We start from the raw sequence: 16,114 nt of genomic DNA on the forward strand, positions 1-16,114 counted from the left end.
ATTTTGCTTCGGCCTTGGTTTCAGTTTCAGGCTGGGCTTCGACGGGAGCGGCTTCTGCAACAGCGCCTTCCGCAGGCGTCTCGGCTGCCGCAGGCGCTTCGCTCGCAGTAGCGGGCTCAGCGGCGGCTTCCGCGGCGCTGGTGACTTCCGTCGTCTCCTGTTCCGGCGGTGCGTCCAGGATCGCCGCTTCCGCCGGCGTTACCTCAGCGGGCGCAGGCTCTGCCGCAGCTACCGGCTCTGCCGCGGTGAACGGCGTCACATCCGGCAGCAGCGAGGCCGACGACACCGGCTCGCTCGCCACTGGCTCGCTCGTGACAGGTATTTCCGCCGCGACTTCTTCCGCCGGCGTCTCTGCCGTCACCTCGGCGCTAGCCTCGACGGGCGGCGTTTCAGCGGCGATTGTCTCGACGACGACTTCGGGCGCGGGCTTCGGCGGCAATGGCGGACGCTTGTCCATGCGGTAGCCGAGCGCGCGCAGGATCGAGGCGAAATCCTCGCCGGCCGATCCCGTGAGCGAGGTCATCGCCTGCGTCACCACAAAACCGCGGCCATCGAACGCGCCGGTCGGCTTTTCGCCAGGCGACGTTTCGCGCCACGCCAGCGCGGGACGAATGAGATCGGCGAGACGCTCCAGAATATCGACGCGCACCGCGCGCTCGCCGCACTGGCGGTAGCCGAGCACGCGATAGGCATCGCGCGGCAACGCCTTGTCCACGGGGAACGAGGTGCGGCCCGAACTCGCCAGATGCTGCGCGCCAGAGAGCGCGGACATGTCGACATTGTCCTGCTTCTCGGCCCACAGCAGCGACGCCAGCGCGCGCGCCGCGGGCTTCAAGAGCGCGGGGAAATAGATGTGATAGGCACCGAAGCGCACGCCGTATTTGCGCAGCGTCGCGCGCGAAGCCTGGTCGAGATCCTTCATCTCGGAAGAGATCTTCGAACGCTCGAGCACGCCGAGCGCCTCGACGAGCTGGAACGCGATACCGCGCCCGATGCCTGCGATGTCCTCGGCCTTCGACAGGCCGAATAGCGGCCCCAAGAGCTTCTCGATATGCGTCTTCAGCCACAGATCGAGCCGCGTCTGCACGGCCTCGCGCGGCGCGCCGGAGAGACGATCGTCGGCAATGATGCGGATGCGCGGATGCAACGCGTCGTCGGCGGCGACCAATTTCGCCACGGCATCGCCGGTCCAGCGGATGGTGCCGTCGGAGGTCAGCACGAACTGGTCGTCGGGCGCTGCCGAGAGTTTTCCGGCGCGCGCGTCGATCTCGCTGGCCAGCACCTGTTGCGCTGCGGCCTGCAAGGCCTTGGCGTCCGAGCCGGCTTCCGCCGCATCGGGTGCAAAGGTAAATCCATCGAGCCGGCCGATCGCATGGCCTTCCACAATCACTTCGCCGGTCTTGCCAATTTCCGTATTCAAAACTGAGTTCTCCCGCAGGCGGCGCATCAATACACTGGTCCGCCGGTCAACGAAACGCTCTGTTAAGCGTTCATGCAGCGCATCGGATAATTTATTTTCCACCTCCCGGGTGATCCCCTGCCAGTGATCGGGGTCATACAGCCAGTCCGGCCGGTTGGCGACGAAGGTCCAGGTGCGGATTTGCGCGATCCGGCCCGACAGCGTGTCGATATCGCCGGTGACGCGGTCGGCCTGGTCGACCTGGGCGGCGAACCATGCGTCAGGGATCCGGCCCTTTTTCATCAGGAATGCATAAAGCGTAGTCACGAGCTCGGCGTGGGCAGCCGGCGCGATTTTGCGGTAATCCGGAATAGCGCAGGCGTCCCACAATCGTTCCACGGCGCCTGCGCCGTGGGCCATGTCCCTCACCTCGCCGTCGCGGGCGGCATGATCGAGCACGCGCTGGTCTTCGGCGATCGGCGCGCGGGTCAGAACCTCATGCCCCGGCGGCAGGGCGAGCGAGACCTGCAAGCTTCCGAGCGAGGAGAAATCCAGTTTCGAATTGCGCCACTGCAGCATTTTGACGCTGTCGAACGTGTGGTTCTGCAGCGCATTTACGAGCTCCGGCTCGAACGGCGCGCAGCGCCCCGTGGTGCCAAACGTACCGTTGCGGGTGGCGCGCCCGGCGCGGCCCGCGATCTGCGCGAACTCGGCGGGCGTGAGGCGCCGGAACTGATAGCCGTCGTATTTGCGGTCGGAGGCAAACGCGACGTGATCGACGTCGAGGTTCAGCCCCATGCCGACAGCGTCAGTCGCGACGAGATAATCGACGTCGCCGTTCTGGAACATCGCGACCTGCGCGTTGCGTGTGCGTGGGCTCAGCGAGCCCAATACAACAGCCGCGCCGCCGTGCTGGCGCCGGATCAATTCCGCGATCGCATAGACTTCATCGGCCGAGAAAGCGACGATGGCGGTTCTGCGCGGCTGGCGCGTGATCTTGCGGTCGCCGGCGAATTCAAGCTGCGACAGCCGTGGACGCGTGATGATGGACGCGCCCGGCAGCAGCCGCTCGATGATCGGCCGCATCGTCGCAGCACCCAGCAGCAGCGTCTCGTCGCGGCCGCGGCGATGCAGGATGCGGTCGGTGAAGACATGCCCGCGCTCGAGATCGGCGGCGATCTGGATTTCATCGACGGCGAGGAACGAGACGTCGAGATCTCGCGGCATCGCCTCGACGGTAGACACCCAGTAGCGCGGATTCTTCGGCTTGATCTTCTCTTCGCCGGTAACGAGCGCGACTGCTTCAGTCCCCGCGCGATCGGCGATCTTGTTGTAGACCTCGCGCGCGAGCAGCCGCAGCGGCAGGCCGATCACACCGGACGAATGCGCCAGCATCCGCTCGATGGCGAGATGCGTCTTGCCGGTGTTGGTCGGCCCGAGCACGGCAGTAACGCCCGCGCCGGGCGCGCGTTCGGTTGCGAACGTGGAAGGAGAGAAAGCCATCAGTGCAGGTGTTTCTATTTAGGTGCGAGCGCTCACCGCGTCATTGCGAGCCAACGGGTCGGCGCCAAGCGCCGCCGATGATAAACTCCGCTGAAGCAATCCATCTCGCCCCACGGGAAGTATGGATTGCTTCGTCGCTTTGCTCCTCGCAATGACGGAAAAAATCAGCACTTCGCTTTCGTCTGGCACCATCCGCGCCGATTCTGTTTCACTTTGCGACGGCGATGCGGTCGCGGCTTAAGTTCTGGAACGAGTCTGGAACGAATCGCGTCCGAATCGCTGACTCCTCCCGAGACCCGATACGTTCACCGCAACATCTCGCGCTGAAACGCCCGGGGCGGCACTAGATCAAGTTTACGCGGGCTCCACAAGCGACGGTTTCGGGACCAAATTCTTAAAGACGTGAGTCGAATCAGAAGTGGGTAAGAGTCAAGCGATGAGTCGGGGGTTTTGCTCCGCTTAGTACCCCGCGCTCCAGTCGTCATGCCCGGGCTTGACCCGGGCATCCATCCAAAAAGAAGAAGCTCTTCCAAAGACGATGGATTGCCGGGTCAAGCCCGGCAATGACGACTGAGGCTCAATTCGTCTTCGCTACCCTTGGCGGCGTCGCCGTCGAAACAAACGACGTCGCCTCCAGCATGGCGAGCCCAAGCGGCGTCGGGATGGTCATGCGGAAGGGAACCAGAACCCGGGTTCCCGTGATCGGCACCAGGGTGACTTCCATCTTCCGCTCGGCCGCGAGATATTTGATGACGGGCCGATCGGGGATGTAGCCCGCAAGCGGCGTAAAATAGATCGCGCAGACGATCGCCGGCCCGTGATAGCCGCGCTCGGCCTTGACCGTTTCCATGCGCTTGTAATCGAGCTTGAGGTCGTAGCGCATGCGCCCGTCGAAAATGCCGGTGCCGGTGCGGCAGGCATCCGGCGTCATCACCTCGCCATTCCCGGGCACCCGCACCATCGAGCCGGTCATGGGATCGAGCACGCCCTTGCGGTGGGCCTCGGTGACGACGACGCGGTCGGGATCGACCGGCGGCGCCGGGTCGATCGAAAATTCCTTCACACCGCCGTTTGCCAGCGAAATCCGGATGGTTTCGGATTTCTTCTGCGTGGTGGTGGTCGCGGTATAGGCATTGGGGACCATTGCGCCGTTGACGATCCGGCCGACGCTGGCGCCGGAGCCGCTGCCGCCGGAAAACGCCTTCAAGAGCCCCGCGGTGCCGCCCTGGGCGGTGGCGGCAAACATGTCGTCGCCGATTTCGATAGTCCAGGTGCCCTTGCCGACGGGAATGCCCGCCAGCGTCGCCTCATATTGCGCATCCAGCCGGCCCTGCGCCAAAACCCCCTGCGGCACCAGCCAGAGGCCCGCGGCGGCGCACAGGCCGAGCGTGAGCCTGGTGAGGGATGAGGGGGTTTTGCGGCTGGTCAATTCCTGCAGGTCCCGGGATCGGCGCGTACTCTTGTTCATTTAGGCAGAAATATCCCGCAAACAACGCGTGTTGACGCGAAAACACGCTTCACTGACCCGGTACTGGGGCCACATCCTGCGGCCGAGGGGTCTTAATCGCGAAACTCATGATGTCGGCGCGGATTGCGCCCTTTATAAGGAAGGCTTAAACCGCTGGAACTTCCTAATATTAGGCCCCATTCCGCCCCGCGCGGCGGGCCAAAGAACCTTGACCCCGCAGCCGTCTCCCCCTATACGTCCGCGGTTCCTGGAAATGGACGCGATTTTGGACCCCCGCGGCGCCCGCGAGATGCGGCTTGGCCTTAGGCGGGGATGGAAGAGGATTTGCAAGATGTCCCGGCGCTGCGAACTGACGGCCAAGGGCCCCCAGGTGGGCCACAAGGTGAGCCACTCGAACATCAAGACCAAGCGGCGCTTCCTGCCGAACCTGACCAACGTCACCTTCATCTCGGACGCGCTCGGCCGCAACGTGCGCCTGCGCGTCTCAACCAATGCGCTCAAGAGCGTCGACCACAATGGCGGCCTCGACGCCTACCTGCTCAAGGCCAAGGCCGACGTCCTCTCCCCCCGCGCGCTCGACCTGAAGCGCGCCATCGAGAAGAAGGTCGGCAAGCCCGTCTTCGTGAAGAAGGCGAGCTGAGCTCAACGAAATCGGCGGATCGGAGTTTGCAGCGGCCGGGTCGGAAGACCCGGCCGTTTTTGCGTTTGGGGCGCGCCGCTCTTCCTCTCCCCGTCATGGCCGGGCTAGTCCCGGCCATCCACGTCTTCATCTTTAGTATCCACCGTATTCCCACGGGAAAGCACGCATTCGAACTTGTTTGCCCCCTCCGGTTGCGCTTGTATTTGCATCGGGTCTGGGGGCTGATGTCATGCGTAATCTGGGAATCGTGGCGCTTTGCGCCGCGTTGGGCGGCTGTGTTTCGAACGGCGAAACCATTGCGTTTCGCGCTTCCAATCCACAACAACAGGCGATGATGCGCGACGGGCAACCGGCGCTGGTCTCACGCCAGAAGAGCTCGCTGGTGCTGGTGCGACCAGCCGCACGCCAATTGCAGGCGAACGGACGGCCGGTGTTCGTCGTCGGCATCAACAACGTCGGCAAACAGCCCACGGAATTTCGCGTCGCCCAGGTGGAGGCTATCCAGCACGTCGGCGGCTCCGACTTTGGAATGCAGATCGTCACCTTCGAAATGCTGCAGCAGGAAGAGAAAAACCGGCAGGTGGCAGCAGCCATTCTCACCGGCGTTGCCGTTGCTGCAAATTCCTACAGCGCCTCTAACGCTGGCCGCGGCACCTACACGACGCCGAGCGGCCGCACGGGCACGTTCTACAGTCCGACAGCCGCAGCGATCGCACAGAACAACGCGGCCTTTCAGAACGAAGCCATGGTGGCTGCCACGATTGAAACGGGGCAGCGCAACATGGCGATGCTTGAGCAGACGGTGATCAAGGACAACACGCTGATGCCCGGTGAATGGTATGGTGGTCAGTTGCATCTTGCGCCGCCGACGGATCAGGCTGGCGGCAAGAAGAGCTATACGATTGTGATTACTGTCGGGCCGGACCGGCACGTGGTGGATGTCAATCAAGGGCCAGCGGGGACATAGGCAAGCAGACTGTGAGCTTTCTGCCGATTTCGCTGCTGGTGAGAGGCGCTCAAATGGATAGGCAGTGTGCTCATGCTGCCGCCGAAAACCTGCTCGGCGTCATCGGCGCCTTGCAGGAGGAGACGGGCATGCATTTGAAGATTCGCGCGGTCACCGAGGCGGCGTGACGCGGCGATACGCGCCGCCATCCAAAATCCCCAAAATTCTGCTATGCTCGCTCCGGTAGTATCTGGGAAGCGACACTATGCGCAACATCATCATCTGCTGCGACGGCACCGGCAACGAGATTTCCGAGAACATCTCGAACGTACTCAAGCTCTATCGCTGCCTGCGCAAGACGGAGAAGACCGAGCCGCGGCAGCTGGTGTTTTACGATCCGGGGGTCGGCACGCTGGAGCGGCCGGACCCATGGCACAAGCTGAAGCAGGATTTCAACGCCATCCTGGGGCTCGCCACCGGCTATGGGCTCGATAACAACGTGCTCTCGGCCTATCGCTTCCTGGTTACGAACTGGCATCCGGGCGACCAGATCTACTTGTTCGGCTTTTCGCGCGGCGCCTATACCGTGCGGGTGCTGGCGGGGCTGATCCACAAGATCGGTCTGATCACGCCGGAGCAGGCCAATCTCGCAGGCTCGGGGCTGATCGCCTACAAGCAGTTCTCCTCGGATGAAGCGCCGAAGCTTCGCGCGAAGTTCAAGTCGGCCATCGAGGCGATCGCCGCGGAAGACACGCTGCAAACCCCCTTCGACAATGCCGCGCAGTTCGCGCGCATCACCTCGACGCGCTGGCCCACCATCCGCTTCGTCGGCGTCTGGGATACGGTGGCGAGCGTGATCGTGCCGCGGGCCGATCGCTTCTACTGGCCGAGCCTGGAGGAGCTGGCGTTCACGATCGTGAACCCGAGCGTCGAGACGTTCCGCCAAGCGATCTCGATCGACGAGCGGCGCTGCATGTTCCGCCTAAAAAAGTGGGACGATCCGCAGACCTACAAGCCGGTCCGCTTCAACGACGTGAATGCGGCCGCGCAGGATATTCTGCAGGTGTGGTTCGCCGGCGTGCATGCCGACATCGGCGGCGGCTATCCGGAAAAGGAAAGCGGGCTTTCGAAATATCCGCTGCTCTGGATGATCGACGAAGCCACAAAATGCGGACTGAAGGTGAACCAGGCCACGGTGAACCAGCTCGCCTGGGGCGTCCCTCGCAAGGGCAGCCCGTTCTCCTATGTCGTGCCCGATATCCGCGGCGACCTGCACACCTCGCTGAAGGGCGCATGGTGGCTGCTGGAATATCTGCCGAAGAGCGCGACCTACAAGGAATGGCCGGCGCGGAAGACGCATTTCGGCTATTACATCCCCGACGCCGAGCCGCGCTTCATCCCCGAAGGCGCCGTGATCCACGAATCCGCGCTGCAGCGCATGGACGCGCTGCCGAGCTACCGCCCGGTGAACCTGCCGCGAGAGTACGAGAAATTCCCGATGCCGGTGCCGCCGGCGCATGCGAGCGCGGACGAGGTTGGGGCGGAGTGAGCACCCTTTTGCAGGGTGGGCAAAGCGCAAGCGTGCCCACCATCAAGCAGCACGTTCGGTGATAGATGGTGGGCACGCTGCGCTTTGCCCACCCTACGCATCACTCGGCCACTGGCCGAGCACCTCCGCAATCCTGTGGCCGCAATCCCGCCGCGGCGCGACCCAAATGGTTTACGGATCGTTCAACTCTGCCTCCTATTCTCACGCATCTGCTGCCAGAACCGGCTTGAAACGCTCAGGACGAGCGATGTTGACACGATCGATCGCCGACGAAGTCGAGGCGGCCATCCAGGCCGGTTCGTCGGAAAAACATCTGGATACGCTGCGACAGGTGACCGACCTGTTTCTGCTGTCCGCCGACGGCTATTCCGGCGAACAGATCGAGCTGTTCGGCGACGTGCTGGAACGGCTGATCCGCACCATCGAGCTGCGCGCGCTGGCCGATGTCTCCGCACGCATTGCGCTGGCGGAAATGAGCACGCAACTCGCCTCGATCAAGCAGGCGCCGAAGGCCGTGGTCCGGCGGCTCGCGAACAACGACGAGATTTCGATCGCGCGGCCGGTGCTGACCGAATCGGCGCGGCTGACGCCTGAGGACCTGATCGAACTCGCCGAGACCAAGAGCGAGCAGCATCTGCTCGCGATTTCCGGGCGCTGGTGGCTGACCGAGATCGTCACCGATGCGCTGCTGAAGCGGCATTATCCCTCCGTCAGCCGGCGGCTGGTGAGCAATCCCGGTGCGCGAATGTCGGCGTCCGGCTATGCCATCGTGCTGAAGCAGGCGGAAAGCGATCCGGATCTCGTGGTCGAAACCGGCATCCGCGTCGACCTGCCGGCCGAGCAGCGCCGCCAATTGCTGCAGAGCGCCACTGAGGCCGTGCGCACGCGGCTGTTGTCGCGCGCGCCGCCGCATTTGTTCGAGGAAATCAGGAGCGCGATCGCGGCCGCCTCCGTCGGCGCCAGCCGCGAAATGTCGCGCACCCGTGATTTCTCCGCGGCCCGCCGCTTCGTCGCGACACTTGGCAAGCACGGCAAGCTCAACGAGCCGGCGCTATTGGCATTTGCAAAGGAGCGCAAGTATGCCGAGACGGTCGCGGCGCTCGCCGAGCTGTCGGCGTCGAGCATCGAGGTGATCCGCCCTGTGATGCAGAGCCTGCGCGACGACGGCGTGCTGATCCCCTGCCGCGTCGCCGGCTTGAACTGGGAAACGGTGGCCGCCATCCTCGACAGTCGCTTTGCCGCCGGCAGCATGGGCCGCCATGAGCTGGCGAAAGCGAAAGAGCAATACGCCAAGCTCACGGTCGAGAACGCGCGGCGCCTGCTGAAATTCTGGCAAGTCCGCGCCGCGGACGCCGCGAAGAAGAGTTGAGAGATCACGTAGCCCGGATGAGCGAAGCGATATCCGGGACCGCTGCCCGACGCACCCGCATATCGCTCCGCTCATGCGAGCTACGAAGCTTACTTCCCCTTCTCCCCTTGTGGGAGAAGGTGCCGGAGCGAAGCGGAGGCGGATGAGGGGTCTGTCTCCGCGGAAAGAACCCCTCATCCGTCTCGCTGCCGCTTCGCGCCAGCGATCCACCTTCTCCCACAAGGGGAGAAGGAAGATCGATCCGTCACGCCGCTTTCGTCAGACCCGCGTCGAGATGCTTCAGCCGCGGCATCACCTCGTGCCGCAACAGGCGTAGCGAATTGTACCACGCCTCCGGCTTGTGCTTGTAGTCGAAGCCGAACACCAGCAGCGTGCCGAAGCCGCCGACCTCGTGATAGATTTTTTCGATCTTCTCGGTGACGGTCGCGGGCGAGCCCACGATCCAGTTGTTGCGCGCGCAGTACTCGGCCGTGACGTCGCTGTCGGCGATATCAGGCGTGGCCTTGAGATAGTCCTTGAAGCCGAAATGACCGAGCAGCGGCAGGAAATATTCGGTCATCATCCGGCCCATCATGTCGCCGACGGAGAGCCGCCACGCCTCTTCGTCGGTGTCGGCGATGAAGACTTCGCGCACCAGCCGCCAGTCGCTGCGCTTCGGCTTGCGTCCGGTCTTCGCAGCACCGATCTCGACCGATTCCCAGTGGCTGCCGACATAGGCGGGGTTGAGGTTGAGGCTCATCGGGATATAGCCGCGCTCGCCTGCGAGCTTGAGCGTGTCCGAGCCCTTGGAAAGACCGGCGACGCCGATCGGCGGATGCGGCGCCTGCAGCGGCTTGAGGTGGGGCTTGAGGAAGTCGAACATCGTGTCCGGCTTGTTCACGGTCCAGAACTTGCCGGTGTAGTTCCAGGGCGCGTCCTCGGTCCACATTTTCAAAATGATCTCCAGCGCCTCGCGCGTCATGTCGCGGTTCTGGCCGGACATCCCGTCGACATTGAACATCGCCCAGTCGCTCGGCAGGCCCGAGGCCGCGACGCCGAAGTTCAGCCGTCCGCCGGAGAGGTGATCGAGCATCGCGACACGGTTCGCCAGTTCGGCCGGGTGGTGATAGGGCAGCAGGAAGCCGCCGGGCCCGAGGCGGATATTCTTGGTCTGCAAGAACGCCTGCGCGAGAATGAGATCGGGCGAGGGATGCGGTTCCCAGGGCGCGGTGTGGTGCTCGCCGATCCAGGCTTCCTGGTAGCCGAGTTCATCGAGCCAGCGCAGCGTCTGCAGGTCCCAGTCGTGGCCCTCCTTCAACCCGCACTCCGGCGGATGGGACGGCATCGTGAAATATCCGATTTCCATGGGGCGTCCTCGCTGTATGTTGTTATTCAAAGCGCGTCTGTCGCGCGCAAGCGAGAGCATAGCATGCCCGGCGTGCGGCCGAGTTATGACGAAACGGATGGGCAGAGGTCAGGTTTCGAGATCGTCATTGCGAGGGAGCGGATCGCGCGCGGATGCCTGACGCCGTCATTGCGAGCGCAGCGAAGCAATCCATCTATCTCCGAGCCGAAATGTGGATTGCTTCGCTTCGCTCGCAATGACGCGGGGAGAGCGGAGCGCCCCTTCCCTTCTTCCACAAGGGGAGAAGGAAGAAGAGGTTACCTCGTCCCGAACGTGGTCGCGCCGAACAGCGCCTTCTGTGTCGAGGGCTGCGAGCGCCAGTATTGCGGCGGGGCGAACACCTCGCCGCCGAGTTCAGCCGCCGCGTGCCAGCCCCAGCGCGGGTCGTAGAGCATGGCGCGGGCGAGAGCGACCATGTCGGCCTTGCCGCTCGCCACGATCTCCTCGGCCTGCCTGGCTTCCGTGATCAGGCCGACGGCGATGGTGGTAAGCCCGGTGGCCTCGCGGATGGCTTGCGCGAACGGCACCTGGTAGCCGGGGCCGAGCGGAATCTTCTGCAGCGGCGACACGCCGCCCGAGGACGCGTCGATCCACTCGACGCCGTGCTTTTTCAGCTCCTGCGCGAATTCGATGGTCTGCGCCAGATCCCAGCCGCCCTCGACCCAGTCGGTGCAGGAGACGCGCAATCCCACCGGCTTGTCATGCGGAAACGCCGCGCGCACCGCGTCGAACACTTCGAGCGGGAAGCGCATGCGGTTCGCAAGCGAGCCGCCATATTGATCGGTACGCTGGTTTGATATCGGCGACAGGAACTGGTGCAAGAGATAACCGTGCGCCGAATGCACCTCGATCGCGTCGATGCCGAGCCGTTCGGCGCGCTTCGCAGCCGCCACGAAGGCGTCGCGCACGCGGGCAAGCCCGGCCGCATCGAACGCAATCGGCGGCGTCTCGCCCTGCTTGTGGGGGATCGCCGACGGCCCCTCCGCCCGCCAGCCGCCTTCGGCGACGGGAATCAGTTGCCCGCCATCCCACGGCGTGTGGCTCGACGCCTTGCGGCCGGCATGGGCGAGCTGCATCATCACCGCGGCCTTCGAACGCTTCCGCACCGAGGCGAGGATCGGCTTCAAGGCGGCTTCGGTGGCGTCATTGTAGAGGCCGAGGCAGCCCGGCGTGATGCGGCCGCTCGCTTCGACCGCCGTCGCCTCGATGCAGAAGATGGCCGCGCCCGACAGCGCCAGCGAATTGATGTGGGTGAAGTGCCAGTCATTGGCCTCGCCATCGACGGACGAGTACTGGCACATCGGCGCCACCATGATGCGGTTGGCAAGGTTGAGGCCGCGCAGCTTGATCGGGGTAAACAAAGCGCTCATGACAAGGGGATCCGGGGGCAAGGAAAGCGGTCCGCAATGCTAGCGAGCCGCTGTCCGCGGCTCAACCCGTGCCGCTTGCAACCCTCCCCTACTCCACCAGCGTGAACTGCAGCAGCAGATTGCGCTGGATCATCGAGAAATTGTCGTCGGAAACGAGCGTCAGCACCGTTTCGCCCTCCGGCGTGACATGGACGTCGATGCCTTCCATGTTGTCGATCTCGTTGCCGAGATCGGCCTCGAAGATTGCGGGACCGTCGATCACCGCCCCGGGGACGATGGAGGCGAGCGCGATGCGGCGGATGCGGATGCCGACCCCGCCAAGCCAGGAGAATTTGCGCTCCAGCAGCAACAACCCGCCGGAGGGCAGCAGCACCGCGTCGCTGACGTCGAAATTGTCGGTGCGGCGGATGCTGAACAGCCCCAGCGACTTGCCGCCGATCAGGAAGGCCGTGATGTTGCCCTGCGCGTCGAGCCCGCGTTCGGAGATCGCGATCAGCGTTCCCGCCAGGGCCAGGCCCTTCGGCACCACCACAAGCGCCTCGATGCCTTTGTTGTAGGGCAGCTTGCGCACGCCCAGCGGCAACTGAATCAATTCGCCCTGCGCACGGGTAAATCCCTTGGCGAAGTCGAAGCGCAGTATCTGATTGACGCGCTCGAGGCCGACATAGGCCAGCGAGCCGTCGAGCGCGAGCGCCTCGGTATCGAACCAGCCGCGCGAGGTGATCGGCTTGCCGTCGGGGCCAAGCATCGGCGAAGCCTCGACATCGTCGAGCCCGATCATCTCGCGGCCCTTGTAGACGATGCGCCCGGTGAACCAGCCGCCCTTGTCGCTGATGGCGATGAAGCGCTCGCCCTTGGCGTCCAGCCTTAGTCCCGACAACCCACCGAAGCCGCGGAAGCGCGAGGTGAGCATGAGGCCGCTGCGATATTCGAGCTCGCCGAACCGCACCCGCGCCCGGTCGCGGGTATCGAACGAGGGCAACGGACGGGCGTTGACCTCAATCGAAACCGGGGTGCTGACGGTGAACTCGTCGGGACTCGCCTGCTTCGGCGGCCGCTGAACGGCCGTTTGCGCCGCCGCGACGGCCGGCATGACCGCCACCGATAGCCCCGCCGCGGCATATTTCAAAAGGCGGCGACGGCCGATCGGCGGGGGCATGCGCTCACGAGTGCAGGCGGCGCGGCCGGTGGTGGCCCGAGACGGGCGCGGCGCCGTGGGTCTCGCTGAACAGTTCGGCGAGTTTTTCGGTGATGGCGCCGCCGAGTTCCTCGGCATCGACGATGGTCACCGCGCGGCGATAATAGCGCGTGACGTCGTGACCGATGCCGATCGCGATCAGTTCGACCGGCGAACGGGTCTCGATTTCCTCGATGATATGACGCAGGTGCCGCTCGAGGTAATTGCCGGGATTGACCGACAGCGTGGAGTCATCCACCGGCGCGCCGTCCGAGATCATCATCAGGATCTTGCGCTGTTCGGGCCTTCCGAGCAGACGCTTGTGCGCCCAGTCCAGCGCCTCGCCGTCGATGTTCTCCTTCAACAGGCCCTCGCGCATCATCAGGCCGAGATTCTTGCGCGACCGCCGCCAGGGTGCATCCGCAGACTTGTAGATGATGTGGCGCAGATCATTCAGCCGGCCGGGATTGGCCGGCTTGCCGGCGGCGAGCCACGCCTCGCGCGACTGCCCGCCCTTCCAGGCGCGGGTGGTGAAGCCCAGGATCTCGACCTTGACGCCGCAACGCTCCAGCGTACGCGCGAGAATATCGGCGCAGGTCGCTGCCACCGTGATCGGGCGGCCGCGCATCGAACCGGAATTGTCGAGCAGCAGCGTCACCACCGTATCGCGGAAGGTCGCTTCCTTCTCGTGCATGAAGGACAACGGATGATAGGGATCGGTGACCACACGCGACAGCCGCGCCGGATCGAGGATGCCTTCCTCGAGGTCGAACTCCCAGGCGCGGTTCTGCTGCGCCATCAGGCGGCGCTGCAGCCGGTTGGCGAGCCGCGCCACGATGCCCTGCAGATGCGCGAGCTGCTTGTCGAGATAGGAGCGCAGCCGCTCCAGCTCGTCATGGTCGCAGAGATCTTCGGCAGCGATGACCTCGTCAAACTTCGGCGCAAAGGCGTGATATTCCGGCCCGCGCGGCTCGTTGGCGCCACGCGTATTCGGCCGCGTCGCCTCGCCCGGCGTCTCGTCATCGCCGAGTTCGCCATCGTCGAACGTATCCGACGTGGAGGCCTGCGCGCTTTCCATCGCGCTTTCAGACATTTCGTCGGTGGATGCCTGCGCCTGGTCGGCGCTCATTTCCTGCGCGGCGTCGCTGTCGGGCGAACCTTCGGCGCCGGACTGGTCGTTCTCGCCGTCCTGGTTCTCGTCGTCGTTCTCGTCGTCATCGGCGTCCGCGTCGCGGTCGTCGCCGAGGTCGAGCGCAGACAACAGGTCGTGCACGAGGTCGCCGAACTTGGCCTGGTCTTCGGTGACGCGGCTGAGCTTGTCGAGCCGGGCGCCGATCTTGTCTTCCAGCACCGGGCGCCAGAGATCGACCATCTTCTTGGCGGCCGTCGGCGGTGCAAGGCCGGTCAGGCGCTCGCGCACCAGCATCGCCAGCGCATCCGACAGCGGGGCATCGGCGCGGTCGGTGATCTCGTCGTATTTGCCGCGGTGGAAATGATCGTCGAGCATCGCGGTCAGGTTTTTCGCCACGCCCGCCATCCGGCGCGAGCCGATCGCCTCGACGCGCGCCTGCTCCACCGCCTCGAACACGCCGCGCGCCTGCGGATTTCCCGGCATCAGCTTGCGGTGCACCTTGGGATCGTGACAGGCGAGCTTAAGCGCGATCGAATCGGAGTGGCCGCGCACGATCGCCGCATCCCGCTTCGTCATCTTGCGGGCCGGCTCCGGCAGCCGCGCCTTGCCCGGCGCGAGACCGGGACGCTCGGCCGCGAACGTCACGTCCAGTTCCGGCGCTTTCGCAATCGCCTTCAGGCAGGAGGTCACCGCGCGCTTGAACGGCTCGGTCGGCGCTTCCTTGGACCCGGTGCGGAATTTGGAGTTGGATGATGTGCTCATAGCGCTTTCGTAAACCAGTGCCGCGTGACGCCGCCGGGATAACCTTCGATCGAACCGAATTCCTCATAGCCGCAAGCGCGGTAGAAACCCGGCGCCTGAAAACTCATCGTATCCAGATAGGACCGCGTGGCCCCGAACTTTCTCGCTTCGTCCTCAATCGCCTTTATCAGCCTCGTTCCGTAGTCCTTGCCGCGCAGTTTCTGCTCCATCCAGAACAGTTGAATGAACAGCACCGTGGTCCAGACTTCGCCGACAATCCCGCCGACGATCTTGTCCCCTTCACGCAGCGAGATGGCGAGGCGCTTGTATTTCTGCTTCCCCATCTTCTCGGCGTTGAAGCCGATAAGTCCGCCGAGCACCGCCTTCTTGGTCTTTCCAATGGTGCGCTCGACGGAAATTTTCGCCATGGGCTAGCTGAGCGCCACGTTGACCGCCGATTCCGGCAGCTCCTGATTGAAGCAGCGCTGGTAGAACTCGGCCACCAGCGGCCGCTCCAGCTCGTCGCACTTGTTGAGGAAGGTGACGCGGAACGCAAAGCCGATGTCGCCGAAGATCTCGGAGTTCTCGGCCCAGGTGATCACGGTACGCGGGCTCATCACCGTCGACAGGTCGCCGTTCGCGAACGCGTTGCGCGTGAGGTCGGCGAGCCGCACCATCTTGTTGACGATGTCGCGGCCTTCCTGCGTGCGATAGTGATGCGCCTTGGAAAGCACGATCTCGACTTCCTCGTCATGCGCCAGATAGTTCAGCGTGGTGACGATCGACCAGCGGTCCATCTGGCCCTGGTTGATCTGCTGGGTGCCATGATAGAGGCCCGACGTATCGCCGAGACCGACGGTGTTGGCGGTCGAGAACAGGCGGAACGCCGGGTGCGGCTTGATCACCTTGTTCTGGTCCAGGAGCGTCAGGCGACCGGAGACTTCCAGCACGCGCTGGATCACGAACATCACGTCGGGGCGACCGGCGTCGTATTCGTCGAACACCAGCGCGATATTGTGCTGCAGCGCCCAGGGCAGGATGCCGTCACGGAATTCGGTGACCTGCTTGCCGTCCTTGATGACGATCGAGTCCTTGCCGACGAGGTCGATACGGCTGATGTGGCTGTCGAGGTTGACGCGCACGCAGGGCCAGTTCAGGCGCGCGGCGACCTGCTCGATATGGGTCGATTTGCCGGTGCCGTGATAGCCGGTGACCATGACGCGGCGGTTCTTGGCAAAACCGGCGAGAATCGCGAGCGTGGTGGCGCGGTCGAAGCGGTAATCCGAATCGACTTCCGGCACATGCGGGTCGACTTCGGAATAGGCCGGCACTTCGAGGTCGCTGTCGATACCGAAGACCTGCCGAACCGACACCTTCATGTCGGGCATACCGGCGGGCTCCGAAACTTTGCTCATGGCGGCGGTCGTCATCAATCC

Annotated in this window: 12 protein-coding genes; 4 read left to right on the forward strand and 8 right to left on the reverse strand. The window is 64.3% G+C overall.

What is annotated here, in order from left to right:
* Both CQ12_RS38240 and CQ12_RS38245 read right to left on the reverse strand, forming a co-directional pair.
* A partial coding sequence (locus CQ12_RS38240; protein WP_245310333.1) for a helicase-related protein occupies positions 1–2,902 on the reverse strand: 2,902 nt, incomplete at its 3' end.
* Positions 2,903–3,479: 577 nt separating this feature from the next.
* Entirely contained in the window at positions 3,480–4,370 is an 891-nt protein-coding gene (locus CQ12_RS38245; RefSeq protein ID WP_083519665.1) for a DUF3108 domain-containing protein, read from the reverse strand.
* 331 nt (positions 4,371–4,701) lie between these two features.
* Between CQ12_RS38245 and rpmB the strand changes: the two genes are divergently transcribed.
* From rpmB to CQ12_RS38265, 4 genes are all read left to right on the forward strand, one after another.
* Positions 4,702–5,010 (forward strand): 50S ribosomal protein L28, encoded by a 309-nt coding sequence (rpmB, locus tag CQ12_RS38250; protein ID WP_057840394.1) that lies wholly within the window; start codon positions 4,702–4,704, stop codon positions 5,008–5,010.
* A 229-nt stretch (positions 5,011–5,239) separates the two neighbouring features.
* On the forward strand, positions 5,240–5,977 hold the full coding sequence (locus tag CQ12_RS38255) for a hypothetical protein (protein WP_057840395.1): 738 nt from the start codon (positions 5,240–5,242) through the stop codon (positions 5,975–5,977).
* A gap of 244 nt (positions 5,978–6,221) precedes the next feature.
* Complete coding sequence (locus CQ12_RS38260) at positions 6,222–7,505, forward strand: T6SS phospholipase effector Tle1-like catalytic domain-containing protein (protein ID WP_057840396.1); 1,284 nt, start codon at positions 6,222–6,224, stop codon at positions 7,503–7,505.
* Positions 7,506–7,752: 247 nt separating this feature from the next.
* Positions 7,753–8,874, forward strand: coding sequence for a DUF2336 domain-containing protein (locus CQ12_RS38265; protein ID WP_057840397.1), 1,122 nt, complete (start codon positions 7,753–7,755; stop codon positions 8,872–8,874).
* A 244-nt stretch (positions 8,875–9,118) separates the two neighbouring features.
* Here CQ12_RS38265 and CQ12_RS38270 read toward each other — a convergent pair whose 3' ends face one another.
* From CQ12_RS38270 to cobS, 6 genes are all read right to left on the reverse strand, one after another.
* Positions 9,119–10,219: an LLM class flavin-dependent oxidoreductase gene (locus CQ12_RS38270; protein ID WP_057840398.1), complete on the reverse strand. Its 1,101-nt coding sequence runs from the start codon at positions 10,217–10,219 to the stop codon at positions 9,119–9,121.
* A 296-nt stretch (positions 10,220–10,515) separates the two neighbouring features.
* The gene (locus CQ12_RS38275) at positions 10,516–11,628 is read right to left on the reverse strand and encodes an NADH:flavin oxidoreductase/NADH oxidase (protein ID WP_057840399.1); all 1,113 of its coding nucleotides are present in this window, start codon (positions 11,626–11,628) and stop codon (positions 10,516–10,518) included.
* A gap of 88 nt (positions 11,629–11,716) precedes the next feature.
* Positions 11,717–12,787, reverse strand: coding sequence for an esterase-like activity of phytase family protein (locus CQ12_RS38280; protein ID WP_057840400.1), 1,071 nt, complete (start codon positions 12,785–12,787; stop codon positions 11,717–11,719).
* Between the two features lie 4 nt (positions 12,788–12,791).
* Positions 12,792–14,699: a cobaltochelatase subunit CobT gene (gene cobT, locus CQ12_RS38285; protein ID WP_057840401.1), complete on the reverse strand. Its 1,908-nt coding sequence runs from the start codon at positions 14,697–14,699 to the stop codon at positions 12,792–12,794.
* Complete coding sequence (locus CQ12_RS38290; RefSeq protein WP_057840402.1) at positions 14,696–15,106, reverse strand: GNAT family N-acetyltransferase; 411 nt, start codon at positions 15,104–15,106, stop codon at positions 14,696–14,698. Before CQ12_RS38290 ends, cobT begins: the two co-directional genes overlap by 4 nt.
* 3 nt (positions 15,107–15,109) lie before the next feature.
* Positions 15,110–16,108 carry a cobaltochelatase subunit CobS gene (cobS, locus tag CQ12_RS38295; RefSeq protein ID WP_057840403.1) on the reverse strand — a complete coding sequence of 333 codons (999 nt, stop codon included), beginning with the start codon at positions 16,106–16,108 and terminating at the stop codon, positions 15,110–15,112.
* Positions 16,109–16,114: the final 6 nt, after the last annotated feature.

The organism is Bradyrhizobium jicamae, assembly GCF_001440395.1.
Taxonomy (GTDB): domain Bacteria; phylum Pseudomonadota; class Alphaproteobacteria; order Rhizobiales; family Xanthobacteraceae; genus Bradyrhizobium; species Bradyrhizobium jicamae.

Excerpts from the sequence above, each read along its gene's own strand:
- CQ12_RS38245 (WP_083519665.1), bottom strand. The coding sequence starts at position 4,370 with ATGAACAAGAGTACGCGCCGATCCCGGGACCTGCAGGAATTGACCAGC.
- rpmB (WP_057840394.1), top strand. The coding sequence starts at position 4,702 with ATGTCCCGGCGCTGCGAACTGACGGCCAAGGGCCCCCAGGTGGGCCAC.
- CQ12_RS38255 (WP_057840395.1), top strand. The coding sequence starts at position 5,240 with ATGCGTAATCTGGGAATCGTGGCGCTTTGCGCCGCGTTGGGCGGCTGT.
- CQ12_RS38260 (WP_057840396.1), top strand. The coding sequence starts at position 6,222 with ATGCGCAACATCATCATCTGCTGCGACGGCACCGGCAACGAGATTTCC.
- CQ12_RS38265 (WP_057840397.1), top strand. The coding sequence starts at position 7,753 with ATGTTGACACGATCGATCGCCGACGAAGTCGAGGCGGCCATCCAGGCC.
- CQ12_RS38270 (WP_057840398.1), bottom strand. The coding sequence starts at position 10,219 with ATGGAAATCGGATATTTCACGATGCCGTCCCATCCGCCGGAGTGCGGG.
- CQ12_RS38275 (WP_057840399.1), bottom strand. The coding sequence starts at position 11,628 with ATGAGCGCTTTGTTTACCCCGATCAAGCTGCGCGGCCTCAACCTTGCC.
- CQ12_RS38280 (WP_057840400.1), bottom strand. The coding sequence starts at position 12,787 with ATGCCCCCGCCGATCGGCCGTCGCCGCCTTTTGAAATATGCCGCGGCG.
- cobT (WP_057840401.1), bottom strand. The coding sequence starts at position 14,699 with ATGAGCACATCATCCAACTCCAAATTCCGCACCGGGTCCAAGGAAGCG.
- CQ12_RS38290 (WP_057840402.1), bottom strand. The coding sequence starts at position 15,106 with ATGGCGAAAATTTCCGTCGAGCGCACCATTGGAAAGACCAAGAAGGCG.
- cobS (WP_057840403.1), bottom strand. The coding sequence starts at position 16,108 with ATGACGACCGCCGCCATGAGCAAAGTTTCGGAGCCCGCCGGTATGCCC.